Origin of the sequence: Stenotrophomonas indicatrix (genome assembly GCA_041545745.1) — a bacterium.
In the GTDB taxonomy this organism is placed as follows: domain Bacteria; phylum Pseudomonadota; class Gammaproteobacteria; order Xanthomonadales; family Xanthomonadaceae; genus Stenotrophomonas; species Stenotrophomonas indicatrix_A.
On the sequence record CP168152.1, the window covers coordinates 2,216,014 to 2,232,661 of the forward strand.

Annotated in this window: 15 protein-coding genes; 9 read left to right on the top strand and 6 right to left on the bottom strand. The window is 63.2% G+C overall.

From position 1 onward, the window contains the following. Positions 1–8: 8 nt before the first annotated feature. A complete protein-coding gene (locus tag ACEF39_RS10205) occupies positions 9–992 on the bottom strand; it encodes an NADPH:quinone reductase (protein WP_500287864.1) in 984 nt (327 codons plus the stop codon). A gap of 165 nt (positions 993–1,157) precedes the next feature. On the opposite strand from ACEF39_RS10205, the gene ACEF39_RS10210 reads away from it, so the two are divergent. Next, positions 1,158–1,448, top strand: a complete 291-nt coding sequence (locus ACEF39_RS10210) for a winged helix-turn-helix transcriptional regulator (RefSeq protein ID WP_318263542.1) — start codon at positions 1,158–1,160, stop codon at positions 1,446–1,448. A 257-nt stretch (positions 1,449–1,705) separates the two neighbouring features. Here the strand turns inward: ACEF39_RS10210 and ACEF39_RS10215 are convergent, their stop codons facing one another. The 3 genes from ACEF39_RS10215 to ACEF39_RS10225 form a co-directional block, all read right to left on the bottom strand. After that, positions 1,706–2,473: a DUF3011 domain-containing protein gene (locus tag ACEF39_RS10215; RefSeq protein ID WP_500287865.1), complete on the bottom strand. Its 768-nt coding sequence runs from the start codon at positions 2,471–2,473 to the stop codon at positions 1,706–1,708. 161 nt (positions 2,474–2,634) lie between these two features. Then, the gene (locus tag ACEF39_RS10220) at positions 2,635–6,360 is read right to left on the bottom strand and encodes an autotransporter domain-containing protein (RefSeq protein WP_500287866.1); all 3,726 of its coding nucleotides are present in this window, start codon (positions 6,358–6,360) and stop codon (positions 2,635–2,637) included. 335 nt (positions 6,361–6,695) lie between these two features. After that, on the bottom strand, positions 6,696–8,129 hold the full coding sequence (locus ACEF39_RS10225; protein WP_500287867.1) for a PAN domain-containing protein: 1,434 nt from the start codon (positions 8,127–8,129) through the stop codon (positions 6,696–6,698). 232 nt (positions 8,130–8,361) lie between these two features. On the opposite strand from ACEF39_RS10225, the gene ACEF39_RS10230 reads away from it, so the two are divergent. From ACEF39_RS10230 to phnX, 6 genes are read left to right on the top strand one after another with little or no spacing between them, the layout of a single operon-like run. After that, positions 8,362–9,465 (top strand): OprO/OprP family phosphate-selective porin, encoded by a 1,104-nt coding sequence (locus ACEF39_RS10230; RefSeq protein ID WP_500287868.1) that lies wholly within the window; start codon positions 8,362–8,364, stop codon positions 9,463–9,465. Between the two features lie 55 nt (positions 9,466–9,520). Continuing rightward, positions 9,521–10,438: a phosphonate ABC transporter substrate-binding protein gene (phnD, locus tag ACEF39_RS10235; protein WP_500287869.1), complete on the top strand. Its 918-nt coding sequence runs from the start codon at positions 9,521–9,523 to the stop codon at positions 10,436–10,438. 52 nt (positions 10,439–10,490) lie between these two features. Then, positions 10,491–11,312: a phosphonate ABC transporter ATP-binding protein gene (gene phnC / locus ACEF39_RS10240; RefSeq protein WP_500287870.1), complete on the top strand. Its 822-nt coding sequence runs from the start codon at positions 10,491–10,493 to the stop codon at positions 11,310–11,312. After that, on the top strand, positions 11,309–12,112 hold the full coding sequence (gene phnE / locus ACEF39_RS10245) for a phosphonate ABC transporter, permease protein PhnE (RefSeq protein WP_500287871.1): 804 nt from the start codon (positions 11,309–11,311) through the stop codon (positions 12,110–12,112). Before phnC ends, phnE begins: the two co-directional genes overlap by 4 nt. A 15-nt stretch (positions 12,113–12,127) precedes the next feature. Beyond that, positions 12,128–13,243 (top strand): phosphonoacetaldehyde reductase, encoded by a 1,116-nt coding sequence (locus ACEF39_RS10250; RefSeq protein WP_500287872.1) that lies wholly within the window; start codon positions 12,128–12,130, stop codon positions 13,241–13,243. Next, entirely contained in the window at positions 13,240–14,049 is an 810-nt protein-coding gene (phnX, locus tag ACEF39_RS10255; RefSeq protein WP_500287873.1) for a phosphonoacetaldehyde hydrolase, read from the top strand. Before ACEF39_RS10250 ends, phnX begins: the two co-directional genes overlap by 4 nt. A gap of 4 nt (positions 14,050–14,053) precedes the next feature. Here phnX and ACEF39_RS10260 read toward each other — a convergent pair whose 3' ends face one another. Together ACEF39_RS10260 and ACEF39_RS10265 are read right to left on the bottom strand one after the other, a co-directional pair. Beyond that, positions 14,054–14,950, bottom strand: coding sequence for a LysR substrate-binding domain-containing protein (locus tag ACEF39_RS10260; protein ID WP_500287874.1), 897 nt, complete (start codon positions 14,948–14,950; stop codon positions 14,054–14,056). A 137-nt stretch (positions 14,951–15,087) separates the two neighbouring features. Then, positions 15,088–15,537 carry a BLUF domain-containing protein gene (locus ACEF39_RS10265; protein ID WP_500287875.1) on the bottom strand — a complete coding sequence of 150 codons (450 nt, stop codon included), beginning with the start codon at positions 15,535–15,537 and terminating at the stop codon, positions 15,088–15,090. A 177-nt stretch (positions 15,538–15,714) separates the two neighbouring features. Here ACEF39_RS10265 and ACEF39_RS10270 point away from each other — a divergent pair, with 177 nt between their 5' ends. Both ACEF39_RS10270 and ACEF39_RS10275 read left to right on the top strand, forming a co-directional pair. Continuing rightward, complete coding sequence (locus ACEF39_RS10270) at positions 15,715–15,984, top strand: hypothetical protein (protein ID WP_088100324.1); 270 nt, start codon at positions 15,715–15,717, stop codon at positions 15,982–15,984. A gap of 17 nt (positions 15,985–16,001) precedes the next feature. After that, entirely contained in the window at positions 16,002–16,637 is a 636-nt protein-coding gene (locus tag ACEF39_RS10275; RefSeq protein ID WP_500287876.1) for a DUF2971 domain-containing protein, read from the top strand. The last annotated feature ends 11 nt before the right edge of the window (positions 16,638–16,648 follow it).

Sequence of the window (16,648 nt, forward strand, 5' to 3'; positions counted from 1 at the left end):
CGTATCGCTCAGATGGCGATGAGAACTTTCCCCATCACAGACCCGGCTTCAAGCGCCTGGTGCGCTTCAGCGATCTTCTGCAGATCCACCTTCAAGCCGACATGGGGCGAATAGGCACCACTGGCAAGGCACGCAGTGATGTCCCTGATCGCGTTGTTTTTCGCTTCCTGGGGGACCGAATAGATGTACACGAAGCGGAGCACGCATCCGTGCACCATCGCACGCAACAGTGGCAGTGAAAGCTCATCGGTTGCCTGCGCAGTCGCATAGGCGCTGATGACTCCGCCAGAGGCGAGACATGCCAGATCAAGGTCGAGATTTGCCTTCACATTGACCTCTACGATGCGATCCACGCCCGCGTTGCGGGTATGGGCGTTGATCGCGCTGGCGACATCGTCATTGAGACGGTCCAGCACCAGATCCGCTCCGGCCGCCCGGGCAATGATGGCCTGCTCGGCATTCATGACCGTGGCCGCGACCCAGGCGCCCGCCCACTTTGCCAGCAGGATGGCGGCGGTGCCGACCACCCCTGCCCCGCCTTGCACCAACACCCTTCGGCCGTTGATGTCGCCGTCCGCGAAGAGGCAGCGATGGGCTGTCAGTGCCGGAATACCCAGCGATGCACCCACCTCGAAGGAGACATCGTCGGGCAGCGGCACGGCGTGCCCAGCCGGCACGACCACGAACGCCGCAGCTGTCCCGCTCGCCCTGCCGTACTGGGCCTCATAGATCCATACGCGCTGGCCTATACGGCCCACCTCTTCCGGGTCGCCGACCGCATCGATGACACCGGCACCGTCCTGGTGGGGAATGATCCGTGGAAAGGGCATCGGCGCGGAGAATCCTGTGCGGGCCTTGAGGTCTGTGGGGTTGAGCCCCGACATGTGCACCCGAACCCGAACTTCGCCCGGCCCCGGTTGTGGGGCGGGCAGCTCTGCAACGTAAAGCACCTCATCAGCCGGGCCTTGGCGGTCGTAATACGCAGCTCTCATGCGTTTTCTCTCTGATTGCGAAGGGGTTCCCTTCCGGGCCAGCACTATCAGAGGCAAGCGGCTAATTTACAACCAGGCACACTTTGTATATATAGGGATACAAAGTATCCTATTGGAGTGGTGATGCCCCCTGACCTGCCATCTGAGTACCGATGTGCCGTAGAAGTGACCGTCGACATCGCCGGCGGCAAGTGGAAGCCGTTGATCGTTCACTACCTGCTGAGCGGAACCAAACGGTTTGGGGAACTGCGAAAGCTGATCGGCGGCGTGACCCAGCGCTCGTTGACCTTGCAGCTGCGCGAGCTTGAGGCAAGCGGCATCGTGCGGCGCGAAGTGTTTGCAGAAGTTCCGCCGCGTGTTGAATACACGTTGACGCCGCTGGGCACCACGCTGGCGCCGACGCTGGAAGCAATGAAGGTGTGGGGAGAACACTATCTGGCCAGCAAGAGCGGCTAGCGTCTGCGAGCTCAAGCGCCGAGTATGCAGACCGCAATGACGCCGTCTCGAGACAAGCAATGGGTGAATCAAGTGGCTGCCGACGTCGCTGCCTGAGGATGCTGTCAACATCGGCGAGACACACGATATGCACACAAATAAAGTTCTGACGGATGAGGCGCGCACGACGGCTTTCATCAATGCACCTCCCTGTCTGAGGGCTCTCAGCAGCTCCCTGCCGAAGCAGGTGAGTTCGCCGCCTCCAACTGCGCAACGCTTCAGCGCTTCCTGATTGCCGACTGGCTAAGAACCTGGCCTTCGTTGGTCACCATGCAGAGAAAACGCCCGTCTGGATAGTCGATGATCAGCTCGCTGGACGTTTCCCCAACCGGCACCTTCGTTACCAGCGCACCTTGATCGCCCTTGCGTGCGTTGCAGGCCCCCAGGAGGGTATCGCTGCTGGCGCCGGAAAGCCGTCCTGCCTTGGAGACATTGCGGAACACCGCCCTGCAGCCGCCGCTCACCCAAACGGAGTGCCGCGACAAACCCCACGTTTGGCCTTCGACGCAGCGGGCGTGGCTGAGCTGGCTTTGAATCCGCACGTCGCCGGACGTGTCCATATCGCACGACGTCTGTTCCTTGTCGCGGGATTCGCAGGTCACCTCGGAGGGGAGATTTCCATCGTCCCGATGGCTGCGATGATGGGGCTGCGCTGTCTCTCCAGTGACGGGGCCATCTACCTGGCAGACACCGTTGGCTCCGCCCTTGCCCGTGTACGAAAGCTGGACACCGCCATCTGCCGCAGCACTGATGGACAGGGTCACGCCGCTGCGGGAATCGCGGGCTTCGTAGTAATTGTCATTGAAGCGCTTGAGAGACGTTTCCCGGCCTTGAACATAGACCGGGCCGCCAGCATCGGCGTGTACATCCAAGCCGCCTGGGCAACTGCCATTGAAGAATGGAACTGCGGCTGCTGCGCTGAGCGGGAAGGCAGCCAGACAGAAAAGTACCGGGGCGATCAGGCGTCTACGAACGTGTGCAACCATGGATGCGCTCCTGCGCTGAAAGGATCAATTACAGTCTGGGTCGCCAGATTTGTACAGGGGAAAGACGCGCTGTCGGGCCGTGCTGCCGACAACAAATATTGGGTGGCCCGCCGACGGCCGCGAAGGACCATCGACAGGCTGCCCATGTCATCGTCAGGCCATTAGAACTGCCAGACAGCCGTTGCCTTGATGGCATTGTCCGACGACCCGCTGGCAAGCTGGCCGTTGTAGGCAATGTCAAACGTCAGGTTCTTCCGGATCTGGAAGAGCATGCCCACATCGACCACGGCGGCATTGCGCGAGAGCGGGACACCATTCACAACGAAATTCGTTGTGCCCTCGGCGAAGCGCAGGCTGCTTGAAGGATCGACGTAGCCCGAAGCGTGCCGCCACCCCAGCGCGCCGTGCAGCGAGAACGCGTCGCCCTGAAGCGTGCCGTTCCAGGTGCCCCGTGCGCCGAGCGTGGTCAGCGTGGTGTTATGGCGGGCATCGTCAACTACCAGGGCGTTCGTATCGCCCTGTTCCTGGAAACCGTCGGTGCGCAAACGCACGTAGGCCACCTGGGCAAACGGCTCGATTGATTTCGTCTCGGAGCCAATCGGATAGCCCACCTCGACGAACGCCTGGCCCAGATGGGCCTTCGCTTGCCCGGTGACAAACCCGCTCCCATCGAGCAGGCTGGCCTGGCGGTCCACATCCAGCTTTTGCCGCGTATCGGCCACGCCTGCCCGCAGCTTGAACGCCCCCATCCCGGCACCACCGTACAGCCCGAAGGTGACGTCGTCGCCGGAACTGCGCACCATGCGCGAGGATTTCAGCGACGTGTGAGTCGATCCTGCCACCAGGCCGATTCGTCCCTGCTCACCAATCTGTCGGTCGGCACCGGCCATGACGCCGCTGACCGTGCTTTTCACGCGCGCGGTCCCGTTGTCACCATCCAGGTGCCCCCACGCGCCGACGAAGTGTGCCCACAACGACCACGGCGTGTCTTCGCTGCCCCTCAATGCGCCAGGACCGGTTTCGCCCTGCCGCAAGCGGCCAGTTACTGCTTCGCGCAGGTAACGGCTGTGGTCGATCCATGCGGCCTGTGCGCTGGCGTAGGCCTCACCGGACAGTTCCACGGCCCGCTCACGCACCGCCAGATCGGTAGGCTGATTGATGACGGTCAGATAGACGGGGTTGGTGACGGGCAGCTCCTGGACAGCCACCAGCACGGCCTGCTCGTTCGGTGTGCTGCCCACTTCGGGCAGGGAACGGACCTGGGTGACATCGACATAGGCGCTCTGGCCGTCGTAACCGGCCTGCAGCCCCAGCACGGCCGACAACTGCGGCAGGCTGTTTGACAACGTGTACGTACCGGTAACCCCCTGATCGGCACTGAGCAGGGTGTAACGCGTACCTGGCGTGAAGCCGGCGGCGGTATTGGCGAACTGGATGTTCAGCACGCTGCCCGGGTCCAGCGTCGCAGTGCCCTGGACCTTCAGCAGATCAGACTGCCCAGGTTGCGCGGCATTGATTTCGGCCAAGTGCACCGAGCCGGCCTGTGCGTGATAGTCGCCCATCACGGTCAGTGTCTGGTAGCCCGGCGACGTTGCCGCGCCCGGCCTGACCGTGCCGCCACTGGCAACGGTCAGCGCGCCCACGCTACCGCTGCCGCCCAGCGTTGCGCCGGATTGAACGCCGATCGTGCCGCCCAAAGCCTGGTTCACATAAAGCGAACCACCCTGCACAGTAGTGGTGCCGGTAAACGCCGCGCCGTCGCCATTGAAGAAGGTGGTGCCTGCAAGATGGTCGATGCTGCCGCTACCGGAAAAACCGGGTGCGAACGCATAGGCGCTGTCAGTGTGGTTGAACGTTATTTTGCCGGTGCCCGCACCGAAGTCGACGGCTGGTGCCTCCACCGCGCCAGCCGCACTAGGTGCGGTACCCGTCGCGCTGCCGATGACGAGCTCGCCAACCGAGCCCGCCTGTGAGGCCACGACAATCGGCCCGGTGCTCTGCAGGCTGGCGTTGCCGCCTACGTTCAGCAGGCCTTTTCCGGCGTTGCCGATGACCAATCCGCCGGCGCCTGTTGTCAGTGTAGTGTCCGCTCCATCCAGCGCCAGGGTGCCTTCCGAGCCGGCCTGTGATGCCAAAACGATTGGCCCATCGCTCTGCAGGCTGGCGCGGTCACCGACGGTCAGCAGGCCCTTTCCAGCATTGCCGATGACCAATCCGCCGGTGCCGGTTGTCAGTGCCGTGTCCGTTCCTTCCAGCACCAGCGTGCCTTGGGAGCCGGCCTGCAGGCCCAGTGTCAATTGATTCTCCGCCGTGAAGCTGGCGCCTCCCGAGAGGTTCATCGTGGCCGCATCAGCGAAGCCGATGAATGCCGGTCCGCCAGTAGTCAGCGATGTCCCCTGCCCCGTCAGCGTGGCTGTTCCCGAAGAACCAGCGAACCCGCCAACAGAGAAGGCACCGGCGACCTGAAGGCCGGCGCCATCACTCATTTCCAGCGTGGCATCACCCAGGCGTCCGATTGCCAATGTGGTGGTGAAGTCGAGCAAGGTCGATGGGCCACGCAACGTGATCCTGCCAGTCGATCCGCTCTCTTCGGCAACATTGTTGGCCCCGCCCTGAACCTGCATGACCGCCCCATCTGAAAGCTCCAGGCTGGCATTGCCGGAATCGCCAACCAGAAGTCCATTGGTGATCAGTACAGAATCCGCACCGGCGACAGAAACAGTGCCGACTGCACCGGCATCCGAACCGATGCGCAGCACGCCGTCGGACGTCGCTACGGCGCCACCACTGACCGCGAAGGCCCCGTTGCCAGAGTTCCCTACGTAAATGTCACCCGTGGCCAGCGTGGTGTTCTGCCCATCCAGCTGGACCCGGCCGACGCCATCAGCGTTCTGGCCAATGAGCAGCTCGCTCGACGTGAAGCCGGCGCCATTGGCGAGCTGGATCGAAGCCTCGCCGGAACTCCCAACGTAGGTGGTGCCATCGACATTCAGCGCTGTGCCGAGCCCATCCAGTTTCACTTGGCCGATGCTGCCGGCCTGGTCTGCGATCACCAGATCGGCACTGGTGCCCGCAGTCGCCCCAGCGCCCATGTCCAATGTGCCATTGCCCGCGTAACCCACGTACATGTTGCCGGCGGCTGTCAGCGCCGTGCCCTGGCCCGAAAGGCTGATCATGCCCACAGCCCCGGCCTGATCGCCGATGCCGATGTAGTCGCTGGAGGATGCGGTGGCGCCATCACCCAGGTTGAGTGAACCGCCGCCGCTAAGGCCTACATAAAGCCCGCCGGTGCTCAGCGTTGTTCCCGCGCCGGTGAGCGTGACCGTTCCCTGCGAGCCCGCTTGATCTGCGATGGTGATGTAGCCCGCCGTTACGGTCGAGCCGTTGCTAAGGGAAAGGCCGCCACTGCCCCCGTTGCCGATGCGTAGTTCGCCACCGACCTGCATTGAGGAGGCGTCAAGCGTCACATTGCCAACCGAGCCGGCCTGATCGCCAATGCCGAAGTAGTTGTTGTTGAGCATGTTCGCGCCCTCGGTGAGGGTCAACGAACCATTGCCCTCGTAACCGACATAGATCGAGGTATCGCTGCCGAAGGCAGTACCCGGCCCGAAGATGCCGGTGCCCGTTGAGCCGGCCTGCGCACCGAACGTCACGTCGCCATCGGTAAAGACGGAGTCGCCGGTCTGCAGGCTGATCGAACCCTGGCCGGAGTCGCCGATGATGATGGGTCCGGCGACTATGCCGCCCTCTGGTGGGATATCCGGCGGCGATACATCGCCATCGATCACGACGTCCGCCATGGCAACGCCCAGTCCGCCTGCCAATGGCAGCGCCTGGCCGATGGCTACTGCCAGACAGGTCAGAACCAAGCGCTTCTGAATCTTCATTCGCATCTCCGGTTTCCTTGGCTGATGTGACGGAACAGGACCGATCATTACAGGCTTAGTCTCGCTGCGAGCGCCCGATGTGCTCGTGAAGATCCACCATCTCTGAACAATGCGCAGCTGATCACAATATTCCCGGTCCAGAATGCTGCGCATGCCCCGCCTGCGGGCACCAGACTTGTCCGTACGGTGCCGACTCACTTGGCCACATGCGGTGAGCAGTTGCAGCCATCACCAATGGCTTCGCGTGGAGAATCAAGCAGGCATGCGGTGCTGCTGCAGAAACTCGTCAGGCTTGTACAGCGGATTTTCGGTTGTCGTCTGGTGCATCCAGCGGCTCAGCCTGGGGCACCACAGAACGGGTGCTTGCGACCCTCGCTGGGGTTGGGGATGCCGAGGAAATCCAGGATGTGCGGCGTAGCGCCATCGATCTGGGTCAGCGTGGCGGCACTGAGATCGCCGCGGCAGTACGCGGTGCCATTGGGCTTCCCGTAGCGGTTGTCCAGGATCAGCAGGCTGTCGCGCTCGGCTGCGCTTTGGCCACCGTGACCGCTAGCGGTACCACCATGGTCGGAAGCAACGACGATCAACCAGTTCTCCTGCAGATAGTTCGGTCGTGCGGCCAGCGCATCCAGCACCTGGCGGATCTGCGCGTCCTCGTCAAGGATCTTGCGTTGGTAGGTGGCGCTGAGCGGGTCGTAGCAGCACACGTGGATGTCCACGTTGTGCAGGTAGTAGAAGATGGCCGTGGGCGCATGGGTCCAGGAGAGCCAGGCCTTGACCTGGTCGGTAGCCTGTTGTGAGTACTTCGGTCCATTGGCCAGCACTGCGTCGGCCGTGGCCGGCGCCAGGTTGTGGGTGATGTTGTACCAATCGCCCACCACCGCGGTCGTCGCGCCGGGGTAACTCAGCTTGATCAGGTCGAAAACGTGTGTCTCCAGCAGCGGCAGGTTGGCATCGTTGGAGGTCACACCGTGCCGGTTCGCCCAGAAGCCGGTGAACGCGCTGGCCCAGCCCGGGCCGCTGAAGGTGGATTGGCTGCCGCCCGCCAGTACGTTGGTATGGAACGCACCTTCGTCCATCAGCTCCATCAGCGTCGGCGGCTTGGCACAGCCATCGCAACGCAGGGCGTCGCCCCGGAGCCCGTCGATCCCGATGAACAACACGTGTCGATTGCCCGGAATGGGATTGGGCGTGCCAGCGACAACAGGAAGGGTGTAGTGGTCGTATGGATTGCCGGGATAGTCGGTCTTCAGCCCGCCCACGTCGCTGGCCCGCTTGCCGCTGAGGTCGCACTTGCTGGAGAGCTTGTAGTAGTCGAATGAACGGCACCAGCCCTTGCGCTCGTCACTACCGCAGGCAGCGGCACACTGCGCTGGCGTGACGCTGGTGAGTGACTCGTCGTTCCAACCGGGAATGGCGGCATTGGCGACGTGCTGAAAGCCTGAGAGCGGGTCAGGTCGCAGATTGTAATGGTCGTAAGGATTGCCGCTGTAGTTGTTTTTCAGCCCGACATCGCTGGCCCGCTTGTCGCTGAGGTCGCAGGCGTTGTTGTTCCTGTCGTAATCGAAGGACACACACCAGCCGCTGCGCGCATCGGCCATGCATGCACTGGCGCATTGCTCCGGCGTGGCCACCGTGAGGTGCTCATTGTTGTAGCCGGAAATGGCGGCGTTGGCGGTGCGCGAGAAGAAATCCAGAGAGCCGGCCCAGGCGGCCGGGCTGGTGAGTGCCAGCAGCACGATGCCGGCAGTGAAGCAGATGGTCTTCATAAAGTCCTCGTCGAATCGGGGTGGCGATCAGGCCGACGATGTGCGACTTCCTCCGCCGGCCGTGGCATTACAACGGTGCGCCATGACAGCGGCGAGGCCTGTAATTCAGAAAACCATAACCTCGTTTCGGTTGCCCCGAACCCCGGGAAATCCGTGAGTCACCAAGCGGGCCGAGACTGCCGCCCCAACACGACACGGCTGCGTCGCAGCTCAGAACCAAGGGGACCACTCAATGACGCTCCACCGCATCAACGTGCTGACGGGCATGATTGCCTGCAGCATTGCCTGGCATGCCCAGGCAGCCGATACCATCTTCAACCTCACCGCCGACGGCGGCGGCATCAAGGTCAGCAATGCCGACAAGACCATCAACTTCCAGGTGGGCGGTCGGCTTCAGTACGATTTCGACGCGACCCGTTCCGACGACAATGGCGTGGACACGCAAGATTTCGACGTGCGTCGCGCCCGTCTTGATGTCAAGGGCAACGCGGGCGACTGGGGCTACAAGATCCAGTTCAACGTCGCCGAAAGCGACGGCTCGCAAGGTGGCAGCGCCGAGGATCTGTACGTGCAGTACAGCGGCTTCGGCAAGGCCTCAGTGCTGACCATCGGCAAGCAGCAGGAAGCATTCGGCCTGGAGCGCGTGGAAAGCGACAACGACACCGCCTCGCTGGAGCGCAGCGCCGTGACTGAACTGCTGACACCGGTGCGCTCGGCAGGCGTATCGGTCAGCGGCAGCGGAGCCCGGTGGAGCTACAGCGGTGGCATTTACGAAGGCCAGGGTGATGGTCGCGACGATTTCGCACGTCTGGCCTTCACCGGGCGCGCCACGTGGAGCCCCTATCTCGCCGGCACTACGGTGTTCCATCTCGGCGCCAGCTACATGAATCGCCCAGGCAGCGCCGCCCTCGCGGATCTCGTCGTTTACGGGTTGGAAGGCGCCTACAGCCAGGGGCCGTTCCACGTGCAGGCCGAGTACCTGTCTGGCGAGCGCGGCGAACAGGACCTGGATGGCGGCTACCTTGAGGCCGGCTGGACGTTGACCGGCGAAGCGCGTCCCTATGCAGGCGGGGCGTTCGGGCGCGTCGCTCCCGCTGGACGGGTCGGGGCCTGGGAAGTGGTCGCACGCTATGAGGCCGGCGATGGCAACTATACGGACGTCGGCCTCACCCCTGTGCAGATCTATGACGGCCGCCAGTACACCGCAGGCCTGAACTGGTATGCCACCCGCAACGCCCGCTTCGGACTGTCCTATATGCATGGCGAGGCCAAGGACATCACCGGGCACCGCTTTGAGGGGAGTGAGGTCCGCACCCGTTTCCAGTATGTGTTCTGAGTCGTGCTGATTCAGAAATCCGGAATCTTGATTCGCAAAAACCAACGTTGATGGCATGCCGCTGTCACATCGTGACGGCAGCATGACAGCTGCTGCCACCCCTTTCTACGAGCCAACAAAGGCTGCCATGAACCTGTTGACGAGATTCGCTCTGGCCCTGGGTCTGCCCCTGCTCCTGCAGGTGCCCCAGGCCCATGCCCTGGACAAACTGCGTATCGCCCTGATTCCCTCCGAGGACTCGCGCGCGATGATCAGGCAATCGCAGGCCCTGCTTGATGCATTGGGCAAAAAACTCGGCGTGAAGGTGGAGGGCTTCGTCGCCACCGACTACAACGGCGTCATCGAAGCGCTGCGGTCCAAGCACGTGGACGTCGCCTATCTGGGCCCATTCTCTTACGTCAAGGCTGCACAGGTCGCCAACTGCGAAGCCTTCGCGGTCGCCGAGACGCGGAAGAATGGCACCGTCGCCTATCACAGCCAGATCATCGCCACGCCGCAAAGCGGCATCCGGTCTCTGGCCGACCTGAAAGGCCGCAACTTCGCCTTTGTCGACCCGACTTCGACATCCGGCTATGTGTTTCCCATGGTGGCGCTGAAGGAAGCCGGCATCGTGCCCAAGGATGACTTCAAGAATGTCATCTATACAGGAGCGCACGACGCCAACATCCTGGCCGTGAAGAACCGCCGGGTCGATGCCGCCACCGTCGCCGACCGCATTCTTGCCGCCGCGGTGGAAAAGGGCCAGATCAGCACGAACGACTACCGCTTGGTGTGGCGGTCTGCGGCGATTCCCGAATCGCCGATGGTGTGGCGCAAGGATCTGCCGGCGGCGGACAAAGCAAAGGTCAAGGCGGCGTTCCTGTCGCTGCAGGGCATGCAGTTCGGCGACCAGGGCGTGGTGACGCGCTATGTGGAAACCAACGATCGGGCCTACGACAGCGTCCGCGCCGCGGCCAAGTTCGCGCGCGAATAACTGCAATGCGCAAACGCGGTCCTGCGCCGTGTTCGCCATCTGGAGCATCCACATGATTGAAGTACGCAACCTGTCCAAGCGCTACGGTGGAAACCTGGTGCTGGAGGACATCAGCTTCTCCATTGCACCGGGTGAATTCGTGGTGGTGCTCGGGCCTTCCGGCGCGGGCAAGTCCACACTCCTGCGCTGTATCAAGCAACTCACCGAACCGACAAGCGGGCAGGTCCTGGTCGAGGGACAGCCTTGCATCGGCCAGGGTCGGCGCGCAGCGAGGCGCCTTTCCCAGCGAATTGCCATGGTATTCCAGCAGCATCACCTCACCAGCCGGCTGTCGGTGCTGAAGAATGTGCTGGTTGGGCGAATGTCACATGTGCCGCTATGGGCCTGCCTGCTGCAGTTGTTCCCGCGCCGCGACCTGGCGCTGGCGATGGATGCCATCGACCAAGTCGGCCTGGCAGACAAAGCCCGCGAACGCGCCGACCGCCTCAGCGGTGGACAGCAGCAGCGCGTGGGCATCGCACGCGCCCTGGCGCAGGAGCCGGAGCTGATCCTTGCCGATGAACCGGTGGCGAGCCTGGACCCGAAGTCGTCCCGCTCGATCCTCACCTACATGCGGCAGATAAGCCAGCGCAACCGTATTGCGGTGCTCTGCAATCTTCATCAGATCGAGTACGCGATGGAATTCGGGCAACGGATACTTGGCATCTCCGGCGGCAGGATTGTTTTTGATGGTCCGCCCGAGGCGTTGACGCCTGCGATCGTGGCCTCGATCTATCCGGGCCTGGCTGACGACCGCATCTCCCGCCTTGTCATGCACACTGCCGCCGAGCTGCGGCAAACACGGCTGGCGGGCTTGCGCGAGGCTACCCCATGAGCCGTGAGTATCGCTTCGTTGCCAATCCGCCGCGCGGCCCGTTGGGTTGGTGGCTGTGGCTGCCGGTTGGCCTGACCGCCCTGGTGACGTTGACCTGGACAATCCGTGGCACCGGCGCCGATCCGCGGCAGCTCATCGATGGCCTGCCGTGGATTGGCGATTTCATCTCGCGGATGCTGCCTCCCAACCTGGGGTACATCCGTGAGAACCTCCTCGGTCCTGCCCTGCAGACTGTGCAGATCGCGCTACTGGGGACCGTGCTGGCGGTCGTGCTGGCCATTCCGCTCAGTTTGGCCGCCGCGCGCAACCTCTCGCCCTGGCCCTGGCTCTACCACGCCAGCCGCCAGGTACTGAACCTGCTGCGCGGCATCAACGAGATCATCCTGGCGCTGGTCTTCGTGGCCGCCGTAGGCCTGGGGCCGTTCGCTGGGGTGCTGGCGCTGGCGTTGCATGGTGCAGGCATGGTCGGGAAGTTCTTTGCCGAAGCGATCGAAGAGATCGACCCTGGTCCGGTGGAGGCAATGCGCGCCGCTGGCTGCGACACGCCCCGCATCGTCCTGTTCGCGATCCTACCGCAGGTGTTGCCGGCTTGGCTGGGCACGCTGTTGTATCGCCTGGAAGCCAATATCCGCATCTCCACCATCCTCGGCATGGTCGGTGCCGGCGGCATCGGCTTCGAATTGATCACCACGATGAAACTTTTCGAGTACGAGAACACCGCCGCTTGCGTGCTGGTGATTCTGGCCCTGGTTTTTGGCAGCGACCTGGTCTCGGCAAAGCTGCGCAGCTACCTTCGATAGAGGCATCACCGCATCATGCAGACCTACCGCAATCCCGTGGAGCTGTTCACGGGTGAAGGCTCCCTTTCGGCATTGCGCCGATTGCTGGCGAACGAATCCTATCTATTGCTGACCCATCCCGGAGCCGTGTTTGCGCAAGCCGCTCAGAAGGTGGAGCGCGCGGCGGGCCATGCACCGCTGGCCATCATCGCGGAGGTGGCCGACAACCCCGACCCGCAGAACCTCTCGATGCTGTGCGAGCGCCTGCGTGCCGCACCCGAGCGCCCCACCTGCCTGGTCGCACTTGGCGGCGGCTCGGTGATCGATGCCTGCAAGGTGCTCAGTGCCACCCGCGGCGACTTCAACGCGTTGGCGCCGCTACTGGATGGACGTGCCATCGAGTCAGTCATTCCGTATGTGGCCATACCCACCACTGCCGGGACAGGTAGCGAGGTGACCAGCTGGGCCACGGTGTGGGACCCCGCCAGTGATCGCAAGCACTCACTGGCCGACCCATTGCTCTATGCCCGCGCAGCGATCATGGAGCCGGAACTGACCGTGAGCCTGCCACGGGCATTGACCATCAGCACGGCGCTGGACGCACTCTCGCACTCCTTCGAGAGCCTGTGGAACCGAAACCGCAATCCGGTCAGCAGCGTACTCGCCATAGCCGCCGCGCGCCGCATCATCGATACCCTGCCCCGCGTCCTGGCGGCGCCCTGCAACCTGGCTTGGCGCCAAGCCCTGCAGGAGGCGGCGTTGCAGGCCGGCCTGGCGTTTTCCAATACCAAGACCTCGCTGGCGCACAACATCTCCTACCCGATCACGATGCAGAAGGGCGTGCCTCACGGAATTGCCTGCAGCATTACCTTGCCGATGCTGGTGCGCTCGATCAGCCCTGACGAGCCGGTGGCCACGGATATCGAGGCCATCCTCGGCGTGCCGCTGGCCGACGCCGGCGATGCGCTTGAGAGCTTTTTTGCCGCGATCGGGATCGATACCGATCCGCGCAGCTACGGCTACGAGGCCGGTACGTGGCACGTGTTGGTGGCCGAGGCGGCACAGGGCCAGCGCGGACGTAATTTCAACGGGAATGTGGCGCGCGTGCAGGCGCTGTATGACCAGCACTTCACCCGGGAGTTCAGCCGATGAGGCACGTGGAAGCAGTGGTTCTGGATTGGGCGGGCACCGTGGTCGACTTTGGCTCGTTTGCCCCCACGACGGTTTTCGTCGAAGCCTTCAAGCGCGCGTTCGACTTTGATATCTCTCTGGAGGAGGCGCGCCGACCGATGGGCTTGGGAAAGCGCGATCATATCCGCGCCCTCGGGTGCGACGCCGACATCGACACGCGCTGGCGCAGGCATTTTGGCAGTGCCATGACCGAGGCACAGGTCAATTCCCTCTATGCGACGTTCATGCCGCTGCAGGTAGCCAAGGTCGCCGAGCACGCCGGCCTGATTCCTGGCGCGGGCGAGACACTGCGCTGGCTGCGCAGCCAGGGCGTGCGTATCGGCTCGTGCTCCGGCTATCCCCGTCAGGTCATGGAGGCGCTGCTGCCAGCCGCTGCCGCGCAGGGCTATGCGCCGGACCACGTGGTGGCCTCCGATGACCTGGCCGCGGGCAGCCGTCCGGGGCCTTGGATGGCGTTGGCCAACGTTGTAGCGCTGGGTGTCGGTGATGTCGCTGCCTGCGTCAAGGTGGATGACTCCGCGCCTGGTATTCACGAGGGCTTGCGCGCAGGTATGTGGACGGTGGGGCTGAGTCTTTCCGGCAATGAATCCGGCCTGACCCAAGCCCAGTTCGAAGCAGCTGACGTGGCAACCCTGGCCAAAGCGCGCCTGCACGCCAGCACGCAGTTGCGCGAAGCCGGGGCGCATTACGTGATCGACACGATCGCCGACCTGCCGCCGGTGCTGCTGGAGATCGAGTCACGGCGGGCGCGCGGCGAGCGCCCCTGAAGCGTCAAACAGCAGGCCGTTCGAGCTGGGCCTGGTGGCGCACCAGCTCGATGGCGGTCTTGATCAGCGAAGAGCCCAGCCGCTTGTTGGGCACCACTAGGCTACTGCTGGCCTTCATGTCTTCGCTCATGATACGGCGCGTCACGATGCCCTCGTGCGGCACGTGCTCGTCTTCGGCAACCACCGACACGCCAAGGCCCTGCGCCACTGCCTCACGTACCGATTCGCGACTGCCCAGCTCATAGGCGACGCGGGCCGGAACGCCGGCATTCGCCAGTGCGTCCAGGAATAGTCGGCGCGTCAATGACCCCTCTTCCCGGATCACCAGCTCGTTGCCGGCAAAGTCCATGACGGTCAGTGCGTCCTTGGCCGCCAATGGGTGGTGGCGAGGCAGAATGGCCATCAGCTCATACTGGTAATAATGGATTGCTTGCTGGCCCGGCTGGGCACGCGGCTGCACGAAGAAGGCCATGTCCACCGCGTCGCTGTCCAGCAAGCCCTGCACACGGTCCGAGGCGGCAAAGATGACATTGACCTTGATGTTGGGATAGATCACCCGAAGCTCGCGTAAGACACTGGAGACCCGTGCGGGGTTGACCGCCGCCACGTTCAGTTCGCCGCTCTGACTTGTGCTGTGTGACAGCAGGATCAACTCGGCATCTTTCAGATGGCCCAGTACGGCACGAAAGGACGGCAACAGCGCCACGCCCAGATCGGTCAATCGGTTGTTTTCACGCTGACGTTGGAAGAGCTTCGCGCCGCAGGCCTCTTCCAGCGCGCCGATATGACTGATCACCGATGGCTGGCTGGTCCCCAGCGCCTGCGCCGCAGCCTTGAAGCTACGGTGTTGTGCCAGCGCGCAGAACGCCCGGACCTGGACAATCGTGAGGGATGGCTTCATGGCTGCATCGAGCCTGACAAGCCAACCATACTGACAGTGGAAGTTTGCAGTTATGCGACCGGGCCCCCTGATCAGGCGGTTCCAGTGCTGGAGGGACTATCAGCGCATTGGCCAGTACTGATCGGCGAACATGCGTCTCAGATCGCGGCGACCTGTTGTTTGACGGCGCCCAGCAACAGATCCATTCCGGAAGGGCCCTGCTCCGCGGTGCGCTCTCCTTGAGCGAAGTCGGTCCAGTCCGCTTTCGCTATCCGACCAAGTTCGTGGAGTTCGGCTGGCAGCCACCGCATTGGCCAAAACGGCAGCCTGCGATGGCCCACCCTTCCTCGCTGCAGTTCGACCAGACCCGTATGGCTGCTCGCGCCGATGACCCTTGAATAGGCCACCGACAGCCCGTCTTCGGGCCCTTCAAGATATTGGAGAAAGTGCTCTCCATCGAAAAGCAGGACCCCGGTCACGCCAGCGTTCCGATTGAAACGCGCGGCATCGTCAACAATGGCGCACAGCCTCCCTTCCGTTTGGCCCAGTCCGTCTGCAGCGATTTCGCGGATCGCCTCGCTTGCATAAGCCACGGCCCTGATAGGCATCGAAATCTCCTTGCAGGTGGCCCTACAGACTAGCCAAAGCCCTCTGGCGAATACAGTGATGTGTACGTAGGAAACAAAACAATTCAGGGAAATGTGAAGATGAACTGGCGGCCTCGTCACACTCTCTCGCGTGAATGAGTCTGCAAACTCTGCCCATCCGTTCGGGGATACACACCCATGCCTGATACCGGCCATTTCTATGTGCTTGCGCTGGACTATACCGCCGACGAACAGGGGCGAATCAAGAACGTCAATACGATCACAGTCCGTTGCAACCATTGCCGCCATGTTTCCCGCGCCGAAGCGGGGCTGGAACCTATTTCGGGCGGGACATTATTGACGTGCGGCAAGTGTGGGGCTCGCCAGGCAGTAAGCAATGCCCGATTGGTGGAGTGCGACCATATCCTCGGCCGAGGCGGGGACGCGCCGAGCGCCATCGAGCGCTGATGCTTCCCGGAAACGCCATGGTTCTGTTCAAATTCAAGCCGCTGGCCCAGCTGGCCCATCTGCTCGATATCATCGTCAACGAGCGCCTCTACTGCCATCATTATGAGGAGCTCAACGATCCCTTCGAGGGTCAGTTCGAGCGCATGGTCGGGCGCGGCGCTGTACGTCGTGATTTCGGTACCGCCGGTGAGCTGGATCGGGAGGTGCCCACGCGCATCTGCAGCTTGAGCCGCTGCTGCGACGACGTTCGCATGTGGTCGTTGTACGCGGGGAGCTTTGCCGGTGTCGCCGTGCAACTCGAACTGGACCCGGCCCATCTCCCCCTGTATCCGGTGCGCTACGCCAACCGCCTGCCCGCCATCGATGTCGCCTGCGGGCCCGACGCCGCCCTGCGTGCGTTGACCACCAAGACATCGCACTGGCGCTATGAAAAGGAATGGCGGTTGCTCAGTCCGGAATCCAGGATCGAGGTGCCCGGCGCGGTGCGTCGCGTCATCCTCGGCATGCGCATGCCATCCGAGGTGATCGACATCATCAGCCAAGTGGCGCACCCCCACACCGATGTCCGCATGGCCGAGCTCGACCCGGCGGGTACGTGCATTGTCATGGGCGGCCGCCCAACCCGTCCACAGCCGTCGCTGCAGACGGCATGAGGCGCGCCAGC